At 62.8% G+C, this 17,926-nt stretch carries 16 protein-coding genes; 7 read left to right on the top strand and 9 right to left on the bottom strand.

Annotated features, from left to right (window positions below; all coding sequences use genetic code 11):
* Positions 1 to 11: 11 nt before the first annotated feature.
* Positions 12 to 881 (bottom strand): ABC transporter permease, encoded by an 870-nt coding sequence (locus AC56PL_RS13805; RefSeq protein ID WP_497154171.1) that lies wholly within the window; start codon positions 879 to 881, stop codon positions 12 to 14.
* Positions 882 to 1,336: 455 nt separating this feature from the next.
* On the opposite strand from AC56PL_RS13805, the gene AC56PL_RS13800 reads away from it, so the two are divergent.
* Both AC56PL_RS13800 and AC56PL_RS13795 read left to right on the top strand, forming a co-directional pair.
* On the top strand, positions 1,337 to 2,014 hold the full coding sequence (locus tag AC56PL_RS13800) for an ANTAR domain-containing protein (RefSeq protein ID WP_495514233.1): 678 nt from the start codon (positions 1,337 to 1,339) through the stop codon (positions 2,012 to 2,014).
* 31 nt (positions 2,015 to 2,045) lie between these two features.
* On the top strand, positions 2,046 to 4,052 hold the full coding sequence (locus AC56PL_RS13795; protein ID WP_497154170.1) for a M13 family metallopeptidase: 2,007 nt from the start codon (positions 2,046 to 2,048) through the stop codon (positions 4,050 to 4,052).
* Between the two features lie 79 nt (positions 4,053 to 4,131).
* On the opposite strand, the gene AC56PL_RS13790 is transcribed toward AC56PL_RS13795, so the two are convergent.
* Together AC56PL_RS13790 and AC56PL_RS13785 are read right to left on the bottom strand one after the other, a co-directional pair.
* On the bottom strand, positions 4,132 to 5,049 hold the full coding sequence (locus AC56PL_RS13790) for an Ig-like domain-containing protein (protein ID WP_495514231.1): 918 nt from the start codon (positions 5,047 to 5,049) through the stop codon (positions 4,132 to 4,134).
* 210 nt (positions 5,050 to 5,259) lie between these two features.
* Positions 5,260 to 6,111: an alpha/beta fold hydrolase gene (locus AC56PL_RS13785; RefSeq protein ID WP_495514230.1), complete on the bottom strand. Its 852-nt coding sequence runs from the start codon at positions 6,109 to 6,111 to the stop codon at positions 5,260 to 5,262.
* Positions 6,112 to 6,372: 261 nt separating this feature from the next.
* On the opposite strand from AC56PL_RS13785, the gene AC56PL_RS13780 reads away from it, so the two are divergent.
* Entirely contained in the window at positions 6,373 to 7,494 is a 1,122-nt protein-coding gene (locus AC56PL_RS13780) for an ABC transporter ATP-binding protein (RefSeq protein ID WP_497154169.1), read from the top strand.
* A gap of 68 nt (positions 7,495 to 7,562) precedes the next feature.
* On the opposite strand, the gene AC56PL_RS13775 is transcribed toward AC56PL_RS13780, so the two are convergent.
* Positions 7,563 to 8,246, bottom strand: a complete 684-nt coding sequence (locus AC56PL_RS13775; protein WP_497154168.1) for an HAD family hydrolase — start codon at positions 8,244 to 8,246, stop codon at positions 7,563 to 7,565.
* Positions 8,246 to 9,067, bottom strand: coding sequence for a DeoR family transcriptional regulator (locus AC56PL_RS13770; RefSeq protein WP_495514227.1), 822 nt, complete (start codon positions 9,065 to 9,067; stop codon positions 8,246 to 8,248). Before AC56PL_RS13770 ends, AC56PL_RS13775 begins: the two co-directional genes overlap by 1 nt.
* 311 nt (positions 9,068 to 9,378) lie before the next feature.
* Here AC56PL_RS13770 and AC56PL_RS13765 point away from each other — a divergent pair, with 311 nt between their 5' ends.
* From AC56PL_RS13765 to AC56PL_RS13750, 4 genes are read left to right on the top strand one after another with little or no spacing between them, the layout of a single operon-like run.
* Positions 9,379 to 10,335 (top strand): ABC transporter permease subunit, encoded by a 957-nt coding sequence (locus AC56PL_RS13765; RefSeq protein ID WP_495514226.1) that lies wholly within the window; start codon positions 9,379 to 9,381, stop codon positions 10,333 to 10,335.
* Positions 10,335 to 11,216 carry an ABC transporter permease subunit gene (locus tag AC56PL_RS13760; protein ID WP_495514225.1) on the top strand — a complete coding sequence of 294 codons (882 nt, stop codon included), beginning with the start codon at positions 10,335 to 10,337 and terminating at the stop codon, positions 11,214 to 11,216. The genes AC56PL_RS13765 and AC56PL_RS13760 overlap by 1 nt, the downstream gene beginning before the upstream one ends.
* A 47-nt stretch (positions 11,217 to 11,263) precedes the next feature.
* Positions 11,264 to 12,640, top strand: coding sequence for an extracellular solute-binding protein (locus AC56PL_RS13755; RefSeq protein ID WP_495514224.1), 1,377 nt, complete (start codon positions 11,264 to 11,266; stop codon positions 12,638 to 12,640).
* Between the two features lie 2 nt (positions 12,641 to 12,642).
* The gene (locus tag AC56PL_RS13750) at positions 12,643 to 13,377 is read left to right on the top strand and encodes a glycerophosphodiester phosphodiesterase (protein WP_497154307.1); all 735 of its coding nucleotides are present in this window, start codon (positions 12,643 to 12,645) and stop codon (positions 13,375 to 13,377) included.
* 118 nt (positions 13,378 to 13,495) lie between these two features.
* On the opposite strand, the gene AC56PL_RS13745 is transcribed toward AC56PL_RS13750, so the two are convergent.
* Genes AC56PL_RS13745 through AC56PL_RS13730 form a run of 4 tightly spaced genes read right to left on the bottom strand, consistent with a single transcriptional unit; the run spans position 13,496 to position 17,789 of the window.
* Entirely contained in the window at positions 13,496 to 14,176 is a 681-nt protein-coding gene (locus tag AC56PL_RS13745; protein ID WP_495514223.1) for a TetR family transcriptional regulator, read from the bottom strand.
* A 34-nt stretch (positions 14,177 to 14,210) separates the two neighbouring features.
* Positions 14,211 to 14,966, bottom strand: coding sequence for an ATP-binding cassette domain-containing protein (locus tag AC56PL_RS13740; protein WP_495514222.1), 756 nt, complete (start codon positions 14,964 to 14,966; stop codon positions 14,211 to 14,213).
* A complete protein-coding gene (locus AC56PL_RS13735) occupies positions 14,963 to 15,787 on the bottom strand; it encodes an ATP-binding cassette domain-containing protein (protein ID WP_495514221.1) in 825 nt (274 codons plus the stop codon). Before AC56PL_RS13735 ends, AC56PL_RS13740 begins: the two co-directional genes overlap by 4 nt.
* Positions 15,777 to 17,789: an ABC transporter permease subunit gene (locus tag AC56PL_RS13730; RefSeq protein ID WP_495514220.1), complete on the bottom strand. Its 2,013-nt coding sequence runs from the start codon at positions 17,787 to 17,789 to the stop codon at positions 15,777 to 15,779. Before AC56PL_RS13730 ends, AC56PL_RS13735 begins: the two co-directional genes overlap by 11 nt.
* Positions 17,790 to 17,926: the final 137 nt, after the last annotated feature.

Here is a 17,926-nt window from a genome sequence, read left to right as displayed (position 1 = left end):
GGTGGTGACGATCAGACCCGGCCGCGCCAAGGGACGGATTTGCGCTCGATGAGCTGGAGCAAGCCGTCGATGATCAGCCCTGAGACCCCGATGGCGATGATCCCGACCAGAACAACCGGCGTGTTGTTGTAATTGGATGCGTCCCTGACCATCCCGCCGATACCGGGGAGTCCGTTGACGAGTTCGGCCGCGACGAGCGATGAGTATGCAACACCGACCGCGAGCCGGATACCGGTGAACGTCTCCGGCAACGCCGACGGCACCACCACGTCTTTGATGACATCGAACTTGCTCGCGCCCAGCGCTTTTGCGGCCTCGACCAGACTTTGCGGTGCGGCCAGGACAGCCGATGTGGTCGCCACCGCGACCGGCGGGAAGGCAGCGATCGCCAGCAGCGTGATCTTGGGCTCCTCGTTGATACCGAGCCAGATGATCAACAGGGAGAAATAGGCCAGTGGCGGGAGTGTGCGCAGGAACGTGATCCAGGGTTCGAACAACGCCCGAACCTTGCCGAAGGTGCCCATCAGCAGGCCGAAGGCGATTCCCACCACGATGCCGATGGCTATGCCGTAGCCGATTCGTTCCAGGCTGATCAGCAGGTGCTCCCACAGGTACTTGCCGGAGTATCCCCGCACCCCGTCATTGGTGGTCGAGGTCTTCACAAAGGCGTCCCACACCTCCGACGGCGACGGCACCAGGGTCTCGTTCCACAGTTTCAGGCTGACCACGAGTTGCCAGAGCGCCACGAACACGACCAGGGAGACGATGGGCAATCCGACCCGCGACAGCAGCGGCCGGATCCGCGCCCCACGAGGGTGCGAAGATGGCCCATTCGAACCGACCGTTTGCGACGGCTTCTCGATGGCGGGAACTACGGACACTACGAACCCCTGGTGGCTGGTGGAGAAGGAAGAAGATGTCACCGCCAGACGACGGCGCCGAGCCCGACGGTGCGTACCACGGAAGTTCGATCGACCTCCGGCTCACACCGAAGGGCCCCGAGCGGGTGACCTACGGAAAGATACTCACGGACAACAGCTCTGCGAGCCGATGCGGCAGAGGTCCACCGAGAGGCGGCGCACCAGGGTTGTCATGAACACCGCGTCACGTTAGCTCAGCAAATCCGCCAACCGCGGCTTTGGATTTGGTCCAGGTTCAAACCTTTACCGGTAGGTTCATACCTGGTAGGCGGCGGGCCATTGTCTTCTGCAATCGCAGCTTCGTGTTACATAATCCTTGGCCTTCGGGTGCACGGGCGCGTTGCCAGATGGTCCCGTCCGTTGGACGATTGTCAGGTGGCTGACAACCACTGTTATTGGTCACGAGGGAGCAAGTGATGGAGAGCGACAACACCGGCGCCGAGCAGGTTGGGCAAGTGCTCGGGGGTGTCATTCAGCATGCGGGCAGCTTCCGCTTCCTCATCGAACAGCAGCAGTGGTTCTGGTCCGACGAGGTCGCCGCCATTCACGGTTACGGCCCCGGCGAGGTCACCCCGACCACCGAGTTGCTGCTTTCTCACAAACACCCGGAAGACCGTCAACGCGTCGAGCACGTCGTCGAAGAACTTCTCGAAGGCAAGGCGTTCAGCAGCCGACATCGCATCATCGACCGCAGCGGACAGGTTCGGCACGTGCTCGTGATCGGCGACCGGATGACAGACCCATCCGGAAAGCTGATCGGCACCGAAGGATTCTATGTGGACCTTACGGAATCACATAAAACAGAGTTGAAAGAAACGATGGACGCCGCGGTCAGGGACTTCGCAGCGTCCAGGGCGGTGATCGAGCAGGCCAAAGGCATGTTGATGCTGACCTACGGGATCTCGGAGGATCGGGCATTCGAAGTGCTGACCTGGCGTTCCCAGCAAACGAACACCAAACTCCGCGCGTTGGCCCAGAACATCGTCGATGCAGTGGTCGGCGCGGTCCCGATCGGCGACGACAGCCGTCGCGCATTCGACCATCTGCTGCTCACCGCACATCAGGACGAGGGGACTGCGATCAACGGCAGCTGACGAACTCGTCCGAAGATGCCAGGATGGTCTGGTGACTTCATCAACCGAGACCGCTGCCGCCACCGAATCACCGGATCCCCGGTCCGGAATCGACCTGCGCTGGGTCGATGATTCCGTGCGCCCCCAAGACGACCTTTTCGAACATGTGAACGGCGTGTGGTTGCGCGACCACGTGATCCCCGACGACCGCGCCGTGGACGGTGCATTCCACGTGCTCCGTGATCGTGCCGAGGAGAACGTCCGCGACCTGATCACCGAGTGCGCCGAGTCCTCGCCTGCGCCCGGCAGTGACGCCAAGAAGATCGGCGATCTGTACGCCAGCTTCATGGACGAAGAACGGATCAACTCGCTCGGCATCGAACCGATCCGGGCCGATCTCGCGGCACTGTCCGCCGCCGCCGATCGCACCGAGCTCGCCCGCCTGATCGGTGCGCAGCAGCGCCGTGGCATCGGCGGCCTGTTGGGCTACTACGTCGACACCGACGCCAAGGCGTCCGACCGCTATCTCATCCACATCACGCAGTCCGGGCTCGGCTTGCCCGACGAATCGTATTACCGCGAAGAGAACCATGCCGAGTCGCTCACCGCGTACCGCGAGCATGTGGCCAAGATGTTGCAGCTGGCCGGTTTCGACGATCCCGAGGCTGCCGCCGCGACCATCGTCGACCTCGAGACGGCGATCGCGGCCCAGCACTGGGATGTCGTCCGGCGACGCGACGCCGACCTCACCTACAACCTGCGGACGTTGGCCGAATTCAAGTCCGAGGCAAACGGTTTCGATCTCGACGCCTGGACCGCTGGGCTGAGCACCCCGGCCTCCGAAACGTTCGGCGAAGTGGTCGTCGGGCAGCCCTCGTTCATCTCCGGTGTCGCGGCGCTTTTCGCCGAGCGCGATCTGGCCGATTGGAAGCTCTGGGCACAGTGGCGGCTGCTGCATTCTGCCGCACCGTACCTGTCGGATGAATTCGTGGCCGAGAACTTCGCGTTCTACGGCAAGACCCTCACCGGCTCCGAGGTCATCCGGGACCGCTGGAAGCGCGGTGTGGGCCTGGTCGAGCAGGGCCTCGGCTTCGCCGTCGGCAAACTGTATGTCGCCAAACACTTTCCACCGCAGGCGAAGGCCCGGATGGACGAGCTCATCGAGAACCTGGTGAAGGCCTACCGCCGTAACATCAGCGATCTGGACTGGATGAGCCCGCAGACCCGCGAGAAGGCGCTCGTCAAGCTCGAGAAGTTCACGCCAAAGATCGGCTATCCGGCCACCTGGCGGGACTACTCGACGCTGACCATCGAGCGCGATGACCTGTTCGGAAACATCGCCCGCGCAAGCGCTTTCGAAGAGGATCGGGAGTTCGCCAAGATCGGCGAACCGGTGGACCGCGACGAGTGGTTCATGACGCCGCAGACTGTCAACGCCTATTACAACCCGGGCATGAACGAGATCGTCTTCCCGGCCGCGATCCTGCAGCCACCGTTCTTCGACCCGGAGGCCGACGACGCGGCGAACTACGGCGGGATCGGCGCGGTCATCGGCCACGAGATCGGCCACGGCTTCGATGACCAGGGCGCCAAGTACGACGGTGATGGCAACCTGATCGACTGGTGGACCGACGCCGACCGTGCCGAATTCGGCACTCGCACAAAGAAACTCATCGAGCAGTACAGCCATTTCACACCCAAGGGCCTCGACGAGAAATACAAGGTCAACGGCGAGTTCACGATCGGCGAGAACATCGGCGACCTCGGCGGGCTGTCCATTTCACTGGTTGCCTACCAGATCGCAATGGACGGAAAGCCGGCTCCCGAGATCGACGGCCTCACCGGTCTGCAGCGCGTGTTCTACGGGTGGGCTCAGGTGTGGCGCACCAAGACTCGAGACGCAGAGGCGATCCGCCGGCTGTCCATCGATCCGCATTCACCGCCGGAGTTCCGCTGCAACGGTGTGATCAGCAACATCGACGCCTTCTATGAAGCCTTCGATGTCCAGACCGACGACGCCCTCTACCTCCCCGAGCCGGAGCGCGTCCACATCTGGTAGCGCTCCCCCACCCCGATGATGTGCCCTTTTGGCAGCGCCCACCTGCGGGTTTGCTCGCCAAAAGGCCACATCATCGGGGTCAGGGAGCGGTGAAGTCGGTGAGCCCGTCGGCGGGATCGACCGTTCCGCCGACGGTGTTCTGCACGATGACCGGGGCACCCTTGGGTGCGTTCTCGAAGAACCACCTGGCGTCGTCGGTGCTCACGTTGATGCCACCGCGCGTGACGTTGGTGTTGCCCTGCTGGCCGACGGACCACGGCGCCGCGTGCAGGAATATGCCGCTGTTCGACAACCGGGCCGCGTACTCGACGTAGGTGCGGTAGCCACCGGGCGAATCGACCGGCACCCCGTACGTGGAGGAGTCCAGGTACATGTCGGCAAAGCGTTCACCCACCGTGTAGATGCCATTGGGTGTCGGATTGTCGTTGGCGCCCATCGATGTCGGGATGGTGCGGGCCGTCGCGCCGTCGACTGTCACCGTGATGGTGTGGGTGTTGTCGTCGGCGGTTGCGACCCATTCGTCCCCGATGGTGAAGCCCGAGGCCGCGCTTCCGGCCTGCACATTGACTTTGGTTCCGGCCGGCCAGAATCCGGCCGGTTTCCAGCGCAGCTCCCTGTTGCCCACCCAGCGATAGGTGCCGTCGACCTCAGGTTCCGTGGATACCCGGATGGCCTTCTCTGCGGTCTTCCTGTCGCCGATGGCCCCGGTGAACGAGATGATGACCGGCGCTGCGATGCCGACAGTCTCGCCATCGGCGGGATCAAGGTCCGGAGTGGAGAAATTGGCCCGTGCCAGGGGCTGCTCTTCGGACGGTTTCGTACCGGCCGGGTCGGGCACCGGAATGCTCGGCGTGGACAGTCCGGGGATGTCCGGGCCACCCGGCCAGACCGGATCAGCCTGCACCGACACGACGGAACCACCGGCGACCAGGGTGCCGCTGACAACGACCAGCACCAGACGCCCCGCGAGGCGGCCACCGATGATGCCGAGCTGCATGCAACGTCCCTTTGGTCATCCCCTGTGCGACAGAGGGTCCCCACTGCGCCGGAAACGTCGATCGGCGGCGCCAGACTGCCCAACATACGTGAGTGCACAACCATTCACCACGAAGTCACCCAACCACGACGATATCGATCGTCGAACGTAGACGATCCTGCTGAATACGCTCGTGTACCGCCCTTCGGCGGGCGATAAAAGCAGCCGACCTCAGCGCGAGAGGAAATCGAGAACCGCTCCTTCGAAGGCCGTCTTCGCCTCGATCATGACCCAGTGCCCGCATTTGGGGAAGACATGTAGCTCGGCGTCAGGGATGAGCCGCATCGGGAGCATCGCCATGTCCGGTGGGCTGACCCGGTCGTCACGTCCCCAGGTCAGCAGGGTCGGACAGGTCACCTTGTGCATCATCGACCAGTACGGAGGGGTGTCGGAGGCAGCCATGAACTGTTGCTGCATCTCGAAAGCCGCCGAGCCGTACATCATCTGCGCGGTCGCCTGCGCATCCGGATTGATCGCTGCCTCCCAGCGCTCTTCGATCAATTCCTCGGTGATCAGATCACGGTTGTAGACCATCCCGGTCAGCCACCGGATCAGCTTTTCGCGGTCGGGCGCATCGGTGAACTCCTGGAGCAACCGTAGGCCTTCGCTCGGACTGGGACTGAAGACATTTGGGCCGACACCGCCGATGGTCACCAGTTTGCTGACCCGGTCCGGCTTCTTGATCGCCAGGTTGATGCCGACGACACCACCCATCGAATTGCCGATGATGGGTGCCGATTCGATCCCCAGGGCGTCCATGAACCGGATCACCGACGAGCCTGCGGTCAGGACCGGATGACCCTTGACCGGATCACTGACCCCGAAACCCGGGAACTCCAAGACGTAGCAATGGTGGGTCTGCGCAAAGACGCCGATGTTGCCCCGGTAGTTGCGCCAACCGGTCACACCCGGACCCGATCCGTGGAGCAGGATCAGCGGCGGTCCCGACCCCGCCTCGTGATAGCGCAGCACCCCGGCATCGGTCTGCAATTCTCGCTTGCTGTTCTCATAGGTCACATCCACCGAATCAGACTAGAACGTGTTCCACTTTTATGGGTCACTTGGGTCCAGATTCGCACCACGCCTGTCGCACCCGGGACCGCGAAACCGGCAAGCCACAACCGGGGCGGGAGTTTGTCCGTGTCGTGGCCATACCTGATTCATCTATTGGTCGGTAACGCATCGCCTTTCGTCCATCCACGTTGTGTTCAGTAGAAGTGGCGATATCTACGCCCCATTCACAACGGATCGTCGGGCACGTTCCTGCCCGTGAAGGGATTTCCCATGGCCAGTGTTACTTTCGACCGCGCCACCCGTACATACTCCTCGACCGACAGACCAGCGGTGGACCACCTCGACCTGGAGATCGCCGACGGCGAATTCCTGGTGATGGTAGGACCTTCGGGCTGCGGCAAATCCACGTCGCTGCGCATGCTCGCCGGCCTCGAGGATGTCGACTCCGGGCGCATCCTCATCGGCGACCGCGATGTCACCGACGTCGATCCGCAGGACCGCGACATCGCGATGGTGTTCCAGAACTACGCGCTGTACCCCCACATGACGGTGGCCGCGAACATGGGGTTTGCACTCAAGATCGCGGGTGTGTCCAAATCCGAACGTGAGTTGCGGGTACTCGAAGCCGCCAGATTGCTCGACCTCGAAGCGTATCTCGATCGCAAACCGAAAGCCCTGTCGGGAGGCCAACGTCAGCGAGTTGCCATGGGCCGGGCCATTGTTCGTAACCCGCAGGTATTCCTGATGGACGAGCCGCTGTCGAATCTCGATGCGAAGTTGCGGGTACAGACGCGCGCACAGATCGCCTCACTGACCCGGAGACTGGGGGTGACCACCGTGTATGTCACCCACGATCAAGTCGAGGCCATGACGATGGGTGACCGCGTCGCCGTCCTGAAAGATGGAGTGCTGCAACAGGTTGACACACCTCGCACCCTGTATGCGAAGCCGGCAAATGTGTTCGTCGCCGGATTCATCGGATCTCCGGCGATGAATCTGCTGGAACTGCCGGTGGTCGACGGTGGGGTCCGTCTCGGAGATTCGATCCATCCGGTCGAACGGGAGGTACTCGATTCGGCGCTCTCCGCGACCGTCACCCTCGGGATCCGGCCGGAGGCCTTCGAAAGGGCGCCCGAGACAGAGGGTCTCGCCGTCACCGTTGATGTGGTGGAAGAACTCGGAGCCGACGCCTTCCTCTACGGACACATCGACGACGGGGCCATCCGCCGTGACATCGTCGTCCGGGCAGAGGGCCAGAACACGTCGGCGATCGGTTCCACCGTCTGGGTGCGACCGAAAGATGGGGCCTTCCATCTGTTCGACTCGGTGACGGGTCTGCGGTTGACGCAATCCGATCCGGCCTCTCGCCTGGTTTCCGCCACCGGCCGGTAGTCGGCCCACGCTGCCTGTCCGTCACCCGCGAATCAGGTGGCGGACAGGCAGAGGCAGAACCGAGCGGTTCAGGCAGACTCGACGACGCCTACCCGCGCGGCAACCAGGTCGTTCAGATCGTCAATGGTCTTGCCTTGCAACGTCGACCACGTCGTGGTGTGCGGGTGGTCAGGCAAGGCCACCATGTTCGGGACCCCCACGGTGACTGCACCCGATGCCCGTGCTGATTCCACGCCCGGCAGTGAGTCCTCTATGGCGACCACATGATCCATCGAGATCGAACCCACGCGCCGTGCCAGTTCCGCGGCGGCCCGCAGGTACGGCTCGGGGTGCGGTTTGCCGTTGATCACCATGTCGCCCGTGACCAGGAACGCGAACGTGCCCTCGGGCAATTCCCGAGCTATCACCTCCGCCAGGGGCGCCTCACTCATCGTCACCATGACACACGGGATGTCCGCTGCCCGAAGTTCTTCCAGCAGTTCACGTGCTCCCGGTCGCCAGACGATCGACTGGGACACCTCCCCGATCACTGATCGCAGCAATTCGTCCACGATGTCGCGAATCGGAAGGTCGGCACCCGCGGCTTGCAGGATCGCAGCCGAATCAGGCAGTGCGTTCCCGACGAGGCCGACGGCCTGCTCATCGGTCCACTCGACACCGAAACGGCTCAACAGTGCGATCTCTGCAGCAAACCAGCAGGGCTCTGTGTCCACGATCGTTCCATCCATATCCCAGAAGACCGCTTGAAGCATCAGATGTTCCTCTCAATTGTGGAATCGTCCGGAGTGGGGATCGGGACGACGCGTACGTGGACACCTGCATCGCGAATCGCGACGAGAATCCGTTCGGGTGCAGCGGAATCGGTGATCAGTTCGTCGATATGGTCCCAGCCACCGATGTGGTGCAACGACGTCTGCTCGAGCTTGGAGCTGTCCATCAGCATCACCCGGCGACGCGCACACGAGATCATCGCAGATTTGATGGACACTATCTTTTCCTCTTGGTGGTAGATGCCGTCGGCATCGGCGCTCGATGTCGAGAAGAACAGTGTGTCGACCCGCATCGCTCGTACCGCCCGCACCGCCCCTTCACCGAGGTACGACTCATGACTGTGGTCGTAGTCCCCGCCCAACGCAGTGACGGCGAGGCTTCCGTCGACGGCCAGTTCGTTCAGGGTCGGCAGGAAGTTCGTGACCACACGCAGTGCTTCGATGGCCACCAGGTGCGGAAGCATCTGCGCCACTGTGGTCGAGTCGTCGAGCATCACCACCTGGCCCGGTTGCACCGCCTCGGCTGCGGCCGCGGCAAGTGCCTGTTTCTCGGGTACCGCGAGACGACGCCGTAGCGCGGCCGCGATCTCGAAGTTGCTGGTGCGATCGATGTTCACACCACCACGGAACTTGCGTACAACACCTCGTCGCTGCAACTCGTCCAGATCACGGTGAACGGTCATCAGTGAGACACCGAACTGGATGGCAAGACTCTGAGCCGATGCGGTGTCGTCCTCCATCAGGCACTCGAGGATCCCGTCCAGTCGTTCCTGCCGGCTCGAGCTGATCATTCGACGCGTCATGAAACCCCTTCACGCTGACAGGTCTTTGTCGATGACAGTTATATCACTTTGACCGATATGAATAGACAATGAACGACGACGGAAGACTTTCCGACGCAGACCATCATCTTCGGCACCACCACGCATTTCGTCCGATCTACATTCGGTCAGGTTCCGTTGTGTCCCAACCTATTTAGAGATTTTGTGCGGCTGTTTTCATCTCTCGTTCAGCGCCGATCGCCCCATTTGACCCCACCCTGGCCACCGTGCAACATGATTCGCGGCTAGCTACTCGTATCACTTCAACTGTTATCTAAGAGAATGGTCCCGACATGTCGCTGACAGCTCAGCGCTCACCCGCGCGTGCTACCCAAGCGCCCGCGGACCGGGGTGAGACTCCGCTACGGTCGCGAAAGAGACGAAAGCGCAAGAGCTACCGACTTTTCGTACTGTTCGCGCTGCCCAACCTCGCCCTGATCGCAGTATTCGCATACTGGCCGGTGATCGGAAACGTCTATCTCAGCCTGACCGAGTGGGACATGATCGCACCCGAACCACTCTTCGTCGGGCTCGACAACTACACACGGCTGTTCAACGACCCGGCATTCATATCGGTATTACGCCTCACCCTGATCTGGGTGGTTGCCATCGTTGTTGTCAGCCTGGTCCTCGGACTCGCTCTGGCCTGCCTGTTCAACCGAAATATCCCCGGGCGGGGCGCAGTGACGGCGCTGGCGTTCTCTCCGCACATCCTGTCGGGTGCTGCCGTGGCAGCGATCTGGTTGTTCATCTTCGACCCCAACTACGGACTGTCCCGCGCCGTATTCGGTGCGTTTGGCGCCACGTCTCCACATTGGACGACGACGAGTGACTGGGCCCTCCCGGCGCTGATCATCGTCTCGATCTGGAAGGGCGTCGGATTCGTCTCCATCGTGTACCTCGCCGCCCTGCAGAACGTGCCGGAGGACGTCCGAGAGGCAGCCCGACTCGACGGCGCGAGTCAGTGGCAGACGTTCCGGCACATCACCTTCCCGCTGTTGTCGCCCACCACCTTCTTCCTGGTGGTGACGCAGGTGATCAGTGCGTTCCAGTCGTTCGACATCATCGCGATGATGACCGGGGGTGGACCCGCCGAGGCGACCACGACGTTGAGCTGGTTCATCTACCAAGAAGGCTTCAAATCATTCAGCGCGGGTACGGCCGCGGCCGGGTCGATGGTGATGTTCGTGATCCTCATGTTCGTCACCGGCTTTCAGATGCGCTTCATCGAGCGGAAGGTTCACTACTGATGGCACTGCTACCCGCTCCTACCGTTGACCTCGATATCGACAAACCCACACCGCGTCAGAAGGTTCGGCGCAAAGACTGGTGGGCCTGGCCATTGTTGGCCATCGTCGGGTTGATCTTCTTCATTCCGTTCTTCTGGATGATCACGTCGGCGATCAAGCCGGAGAACGAGATCTATCAGTGGCCCCTGCAGTGGCTTCCGAGTGAGATCGTCTGGGACAACTTCTCGCGCGCCTGGAACGCGGTACCGTTCGGCAATTTCTTCGTCAACTCGCTCATCGTGACGTCGATCGGCGCAACCGGAAAAGTGGTGCTGGCCCTCTTCAGCGCCTATGCCTTCGCGTTCCTGGACTTTCCGGGCAAGAAGTGGATCTTCCTCGCGGTTCTCGGTGCCCTGATGGTCCCGGGCCACGTCACATTGCTGATCAACTACATCACCATCGGCAATCTCGGACTGATCAATACGTACGCCGGCATCATCCTGCCCGGGATGGGTAGCGCTTTCGGCACCTTCCTTCTGCGCCAACATTTCCTGTCACTGCCCGAGGAGGTGATGGAAGCCGCAGAACTCGATGGTGCCGGGCACATGCGCCGCCTGTTCTTCTTCGCACTTCCCATGTCACTTCCCGCCGTCATCACTGTTGCGTTGATCGCGGTGATCGACGAATGGAACGACTTCATCTGGCCGTTGTTGGTGACCAACACGGTTCAGATGCGCACACTGCCCATCGGTTTGATGTCGCTCAAAGAGTCCGAGGGCGTCGATCAGTGGGGAACCATCATGGCCGGCACCACTTTTGTGGTCATGCCCATGCTTCTGATCTTTCTTTTCGCACAACGATTCATCATCGCCGGCCTGGCCGGCGCCTCGATGAAGCGTTGAAGAACATCCACCCTGCCAGTCAAGCAGTCACCCGAGGAGTCGGTTCCATGTCCTTGTTCTCTCGTTCGGCGAGTTCACCACTCGCGTCCAACGTCAGTCGCCGCGGATTCCTCAAAGCCGCGGGCGCAGTGGCGGTGGCAGTCCCCGTCCTCTCCGCCTGTGGCGGCGGAGTCTCGTCCGGCTCCTCGCTCGGACAACCGGATGTCAAGCCTCCCAGCCAGTTCGCCGGACGTGTCAACACCGTGATCTGGAGTCCGTGGGCCGGGAACAATCATGAGGTGTTCACCGGGGTCCTGCAGAAATTCAATGAGTCCCAGACGGATATCTACGCCGAGGTACAGCAATTCGACGGCTACGACGGTGTGACCGAGAAGATCGCCGCCGGCCTGCAGGCCCGCCAGGTTCCCGACATCGGCGTGTTCTCCGATGTGTCGTGGAACAAGTTCTTTCTCAATGGAACACTGGAACCACTTGATGGATACTTCGATTCGAGTTTCGGCCCGGCCACATTCAACGAGCGACTCTTCAACGAGGGAGTCGTGCGCGGCGAGAGCTTCTGGGTTCCATTCGGCCGATCGACCCCGCTGTTCTACTACAACAAGGAGATCTTCTCTGCCGCCGGACTTCCCGATCGCGCACCGGCGACGTGGGACGAGTTCCGCTCCTGGGGCAAACAGATCACGGGCCAGAAGTACAAGGGCAACACCCTGCACATGCGCGCCTACACCGGCGCCGACGATTGGTACATGCAGGGCCTGCTGTGGAACTACGGTGCTTCGATCAGCAACGGCCTGGATGTAACCCTCGATTCCCCGGAGGCAATCAGTGCCGCAGAGTTCGACCGCGCCATCGTCAACGACGACAAATCCGGCTATCTGGCACAGGATGTGAACACCGACTTCACCAATGGCCTCGTCGCCACCATCACCAACTCCACCGGGTCTTTGACCGGGCTCATCAAGGGCGCCGAGTTCGAGGTGGGCGCGGGCTTCCTGCCCCAGGGTGTTGCCCCCGGCGTTCCGACCGGTGGTGCCGGACTCGGAATCATGAAGGGCGCCTCCGCTGAACGTAAGGAAGCGGCCGCCGAGGTGCTGCGGTATCTGTCGCAGGAAGACGCGTCGTCGACGTGGACCGTGGGCACCGGATATCTCCCCGCCACCATCTCCGCCGCGAACTCCGCGAAGGTGAACAAGGTCATTGCCGAAAATCCCAGCTACAAGCTGGCCGTCGACCAGCTCGCAATCGCTCGTCAGCCCGATGCTGTGCGTCGCTATGTGCAGAGCACCATCATCGAGATGCGCACCGTGATCCAGAAGCTGTACGCCGAGAACGCCGATCCGGCGCAGATCCTGAAGGCGACGGCTTCCAAACTCCGCGCCGACACCGAGTCCGTCAAGACCCAGTACGACAAGTTGGTGGCGTGATCATGCAGACGAAGACGTTCAAAGTCGTCGGTCATCGGGGTGCCATGGCACACGCTCCGGAGAACAGTGTCGAGTCTTTTCTCCTCGCCGAAGAACACGGTGCAGACGAAATCGAGCTCGATGTACGACTCACGGCAGACGGTGCCGCGATCGTGCTGCACGACGCGACCCTCGACCGTACGGCCCGCGATGCCTCGGGGAAGAACCTCGGACCGGTCGCGGACCTGAGCCTGGAGCAGATCAAGACGGTGATCACCGAGTCCGGGTTTCCGACGCTGACCTTCGATGAGGCACTGGATGCGACGGCGGTCTCCTTGCAGGTGGAGATCAAGGCGACCGAGGTCGTTCCGGAAATCGCGCGGATTCTGCGTGCCCGACCGCGAGACGCCGATCGTGTGCAGATCACCAGCTTCCTGCCTGCGGCCCTGCATGCGGCGGCCCAGCACGCCCCCTCGGTTCCCCGCGGTCTGATCGTGATGGGGTACCCGAGTCTCGAGCGTCATCCGGATGGCATCGAGGCGGTCCTCGTCGCCACCGGATCGAGTTCCTTCTATTGCGGCTGGGAGGGTTTGACCGCCGAACTCGTCGCCCAGATGCACGAGGAAGGATACGACGTGCACGGGTGGCCCATGCGCTCGCCTGCGGATGCCGCGCGCGCTGTCGAATTGGGTCTGGACGGCAGCACTGCCGACGATCCCCGGAATGCCCGCCAATGGTTGGACGCAGCCCGAAGCTGACAGCACTCACCGGCGCCGAGGTCACCGCTCCGTGTGGCGACCTCGGCGCCGGCGTTGTCGGTGCGATGCCGGTTCCCGAATGATGAAAGGGGCCGACGGCACGGGGCGCTCGCCCCGCTCAAGTGCCCTCACGGCCGATCCCGAGCGATTCGTCGATCGCCTGCAATTGCTTCACTTCTACCGAGCGCAACACCGATAGAGCCGAGGCCACCGCCAGTTCACAGGCGGCGTCGACACTCGCCCCCGCGACGATCACCGCGCGATGGGCGACATCGAGGGTCATCCCGATCAGCATCGAGGCCAGGACGTCGACACCGACCCCGACGGTGTGCCCTCGATTGGAGAAGGCGGCGCGGAGACGTTGTGCGAGTCGGGGTTCCAGCGCAGAAGACAGTTGCCGCGCGGATTCGCGATGTTCTTCCCGGTTGGTCAGCAGCACGCGGAAACCTTCCGGATTGCGACGTGCGTATTCGAACAACACCTCGACCGAATAGCGGGTGTGATCGCCGTACGTCATCTCATCGCCCTGGTCGTAGGCGGCAAGCTTCCAGCGGGTCAGGGTCGTCATCTCCCGATCCAGCACCGCATCGACCAGCGAATCCCGAGAACCGAAGTGCGCGTACAGCGTGACCCGCGATGTGCCCGCCCGATCGGCGATCATGTCCATGGTCGCCCGCCCGGCACCGACATCGGCGATCACCGCCAGCGCAGCATCCATCAGCTCGCTGTCGGTCGGCCGATTCCGGGTGCTCCGAGGGGCCTTGGCCCCAGTTGCGGATGACCGCGGCGTCTTCGACACAATCGGCTCCTCCAGCCCTGGTAGCGATTCGGTCTCAATCGGTGGACACTGCCGCCTCATCGTCAGAGCCACCGACCCGACCGAAGTAAGCGGCCTCAACCGTCTCACGCTGGGCGCTGAGTTCGGAGGCCGGTCCGGCCAATGCCACCCGGCCATGATGCAGCACGATCGCCGAGTCGGCGATCGCAAGCGCAAGGTCGATGTGCTGCTCCACCAACACGATCGCCATCTGCTGTTCGTCGGCGATGGTGCGCAGCCTGGGCAGCAGATCCTTCACCGCGATCGGTGACAGCCCCAGACTGAGTTCATCGATGAGCAGGATCTTGGGCCGCGGCAGTAGCGCCTTGGCCAGGGCCAACATCTGCTGCTCGCCGCCAGAGAGGTTGCCGCACTTCCGTCCCCGCAGGCCGGCCAGCTTCGGGAAGTAGTCGAAGACGACGTCGACATCCGCACCGCCTTTGCGGTGAGCCAGTCGAAGATTGTCGGCGACCGACAATTTGTGGAACACCCCGCGATTGTCCGGCACCAGCGTGATGCCACGTCGGGCATTGCGTTCGACCCGCTTGTCCAACGGCTCTCCCAGCGCTGTGATGGTCCCCGACATCACCGGCAAGGCGCCGACCGCGGCCAACAGGGCGGTGGTCTTGCCCGCCCCGTTCGGACCGAGCAATGCCAGGATCTCCCCCGCACAGACGGCGGCGTCCAGATCCCGGACGGCGGGCACGCCCCCGTATCCGACGGTGAGCCCCTCGATCGTCAGGACCGGTTGCGTGACAACAGCTGTGCTCATCCGGCGTTCCCTTTCTGCAGCCCGGCGCCCGGTGGTACGTCGAGGTCGATGTCGGCGTCGCTGACCTCGGGGCTGCCGAGATAGGCCGCGACCACCTCCGGGTTGTCGCGGATGTCCTGCGGCACACCAGAGGCGATGACGCGTCCGAAGTCCAGGACATACAGGCGATCACACACCTCCAGGACCAGCGACATGTCGTGATCGATCAGCAGGATGCCGATCCCCGTATCGGCGATCCGTCGCAGTTCGGCACCGAATGCCTTGCTCTCGTGGGTGTCGAGGCCGGCCGCCGGTTCGTCGAGCAGCACCAACCGGGTGCCGCCGACGAGCGCGCGGGCCACACCTACCATTTTCTGCTGTCCCAGGGACAGTTCGCCAGGACGTCTATCGGCGACATCGGTGAGTCCGACCATCGCCAGCGCCTCACCGATGGTGGCCGCAGGCGGTTTCGATCCGGTGAAGACATCGGCGACCAGAGCTCGCAACCCTGGACGTTGCACTGCGACGGCGAGGTTTTCGGCGACCGTCAGGTCGACGAACAGTTCGCCGGCCTGCCACGTGCGCGCCATTCCGGCGCCGCGCCTGCGGTGCGGACTCTGCTTCTCGATACGGGTCCCCGCCAGCGACACCTCACCGGTCGATCTGGTGAACCCGGTGACGGCATCGACAAACGTCGTCTTGCCTGCGCCGTTGGGCCCGATCAGCCCGACGATCTCACCGGCCTCGACCGACAGTGCGATCTTGTCGTTGGCGACCACACCGCCATATCGCACCGAGAGGTCGCGGGCCTGCAACAGCGAGGCGGTGGTTTCAGCCGACATGAGAACTCGCTTTCGGTTCGGAGTTGTCGTTCGGTGGCGCAGGTGGTTCCGTCGGTGATGGCGTACCGAACCTGGCCTTGACGTGGGCCACCGTCTCCTGCACGGCACCGACGACTCCGACCGGATTGAGCACGGCCATCAGCAGCAGGCCGCCGGCGGCGATGAGTTGGTAGTACTGGCCGAGATCGAGTGTCTGGGTGAGGAATACGTATCCGACGCCGAGCGGCCCGATGATGCCGGCGATGAACGCGCCCCAGACCGAGGTGATGCCGCCGACGTATGTCATCGCCAGCAGAACCAGTCCGACGATCACGGTGAACGATGCCGCCGACAGTTGTCCACGGCTGTAGCCGATCAGGCAACCACCGACGCCTGCCAGGAAGGCCGACAGGGCGAACCCGAGCAGCTTGGTCGCCGCGACGTTGATCCCCACCGACGCTGCCGCACGTTCATTGGAGCGGACCGCCAGAAATGCCCGTCCGGTGGAGCCGGCCATGAACCGCATGACGATCAGGGTCAACACCCCGACAACCACCAGCACCATCATCGAGAACTCGACCGTCGTCAGCTCGGCGCCCTGCCGCACCGACAGGTCCCAGCCGAAGAGCTTCGGGTCCTCGATCAGGTTTCCCTCGAACGGCGTGATCGAGGGGTTGTTGAAAACGAAACTCTGAATCGCGAGGGCTGCAGCCAAAGTCACCACTGCGAGTTGAGCACCCCGGATTCGCAAGGCGGGTACTCCCACGATCACACCGAGTGCGGTGGCCAGCAGCGCCGAGATCAGGATGCTGAAGGGAAAGGGCACCCCCCAGTTGGTGGTCACCTTCGACAACGCAAATCCGGCGGTGCCGGCAAAGGCCATGCTGGCCAACGAAATCTGCCCCAGATAGCCCGTGAGCAAAACGAGCGACAATGCGATGAGTGACAGGATCATCGAGGTCACGATTCCGAAACGCCAACTGCCCGAGGTCAACAGGACGGCGATCACCACTGCGACGATCACCGCGACAACCGGGATCGGACGAAGCCTGGGGATCGTCACAGCCGGCATCTTCGCCTCCCCGAGCGAGCCACGGGAAGGGATCTTGCCACCGAGCAGGAACAGGGCCACCACCACGATGACAAACGGGACGGCGTCTCCGAGTCCGGTCTGCGCCCAGCTCGGCCACCAGTCGAGTGTGCCTGCCCACAGGATGACCGCCTGGAACGAACCCAGCACAAGACCTGCAGCGCAAGCGATCCCAAACGACGTCAGGCGACCGACAAGGGCGACCGCCAGCGCCGGGATGATGTAGAACGTGTAGCTCGCCGAGTCCAAGCCGATGGTGTACGCACCCAGGACAACTATCAACCCGGATGCCGCACCGGTGATGACCCAGACGATGGCGGCAAGTCGATCGGGCGAGTATCCGGCGAGCCGGGCGGCGAGTTCGTCCTCGGCCCCTGCCCTGGTGGCCACACCAAGTGTGGTCAGCTGGAAGTACGCCCAGAACAGTCCGGCGATGACGATTGCGGTGGCGGCCAGCAGCAGGTCACTGACGTTGATGACCGCACCGGCGAGTTCAAATGTCTTCTCGGGCAGAACCGGTAGCGCCATCAGCGAATCGGTTTCGAAGCGCAGGGTCACCAGGGCCTGGATGAAGAGCATCAAACCCACCGAGGCGACCACCTGCGCCAGGACCGGGGCCCGCCGCAGTGGCCGGAAGATCAGGAGGTGGGCCAGCAGTCCCCAGAGTGCCGCGGTGGCCACACCGATGATGATCGCCGGGACCATCGCTGTCGGATCATCCTCGCTGCCCAGCGAGATACTGCCGATCGGTAATACAAAAGTGCCATCAGTGCGCAGGGCGGCAACAACATACACCGCCCACAGGGCTATGGACCCCTGTGCGAAGTTGATGACCCCGGTTGCGGCGTAGATCCCGACCAGGGACGTCGCGAACACAGAATAGATTGCGCCGACAGACAGGCCGAGGAAAACGAACTGAAGAAATTGACTCATGAGACCGTGGCCACCTCATTCCCGCTTCTTGGACTCAATGTGTGGGCGGCGGTGCAGAATCTGCACCGAACCGGAAAGCTCTTGCGCCCAAGGATCACTCCCCACTTCGTATTCGGGGGTTGATACGGGGGTGCACC

It is taken from the genome of Williamsia sp. Y721 (assembly GCF_059683565.1).
The sequence above is the reverse complement of the archived record's forward strand: the minus strand, read 5'-3'. Positions and strand labels throughout refer to the sequence as shown.

Bases quoted from the DNA above. Each gene is read 5' to 3' on its own strand.
- AC56PL_RS13760 (WP_495514225.1), top strand. From the start codon at position 10,335: ATGGCACTGCTACCCGCTCCTACCGTTGACCTCGATATCGACAAACCC.
- AC56PL_RS13775 (WP_497154168.1), bottom strand. From the start codon at position 8,246: ATGCTTCAAGCGGTCTTCTGGGATATGGATGGAACGATCGTGGACACA.
- AC56PL_RS13790 (WP_495514231.1), bottom strand. From the start codon at position 5,049: ATGCAGCTCGGCATCATCGGTGGCCGCCTCGCGGGGCGTCTGGTGCTG.
- AC56PL_RS13770 (WP_495514227.1), bottom strand. From the start codon at position 9,067: ATGACGCGTCGAATGATCAGCTCGAGCCGGCAGGAACGACTGGACGGG.
- AC56PL_RS13750 (WP_497154307.1), top strand. From the start codon at position 12,643: ATGCAGACGAAGACGTTCAAAGTCGTCGGTCATCGGGGTGCCATGGCA.
- AC56PL_RS13755 (WP_495514224.1), top strand. From the start codon at position 11,264: ATGTCCTTGTTCTCTCGTTCGGCGAGTTCACCACTCGCGTCCAACGTC.
- AC56PL_RS13780 (WP_497154169.1), top strand. From the start codon at position 6,373: ATGGCCAGTGTTACTTTCGACCGCGCCACCCGTACATACTCCTCGACC.
- AC56PL_RS13800 (WP_495514233.1), top strand. From the start codon at position 1,337: ATGGAGAGCGACAACACCGGCGCCGAGCAGGTTGGGCAAGTGCTCGGG.
- AC56PL_RS13730 (WP_495514220.1), bottom strand. From the start codon at position 17,789: ATGAGTCAATTTCTTCAGTTCGTTTTCCTCGGCCTGTCTGTCGGCGCA.
- AC56PL_RS13740 (WP_495514222.1), bottom strand. From the start codon at position 14,966: ATGAGCACAGCTGTTGTCACGCAACCGGTCCTGACGATCGAGGGGCTC.
- AC56PL_RS13765 (WP_495514226.1), top strand. From the start codon at position 9,379: ATGTCGCTGACAGCTCAGCGCTCACCCGCGCGTGCTACCCAAGCGCCC.
- AC56PL_RS13735 (WP_495514221.1), bottom strand. From the start codon at position 15,787: ATGTCGGCTGAAACCACCGCCTCGCTGTTGCAGGCCCGCGACCTCTCG.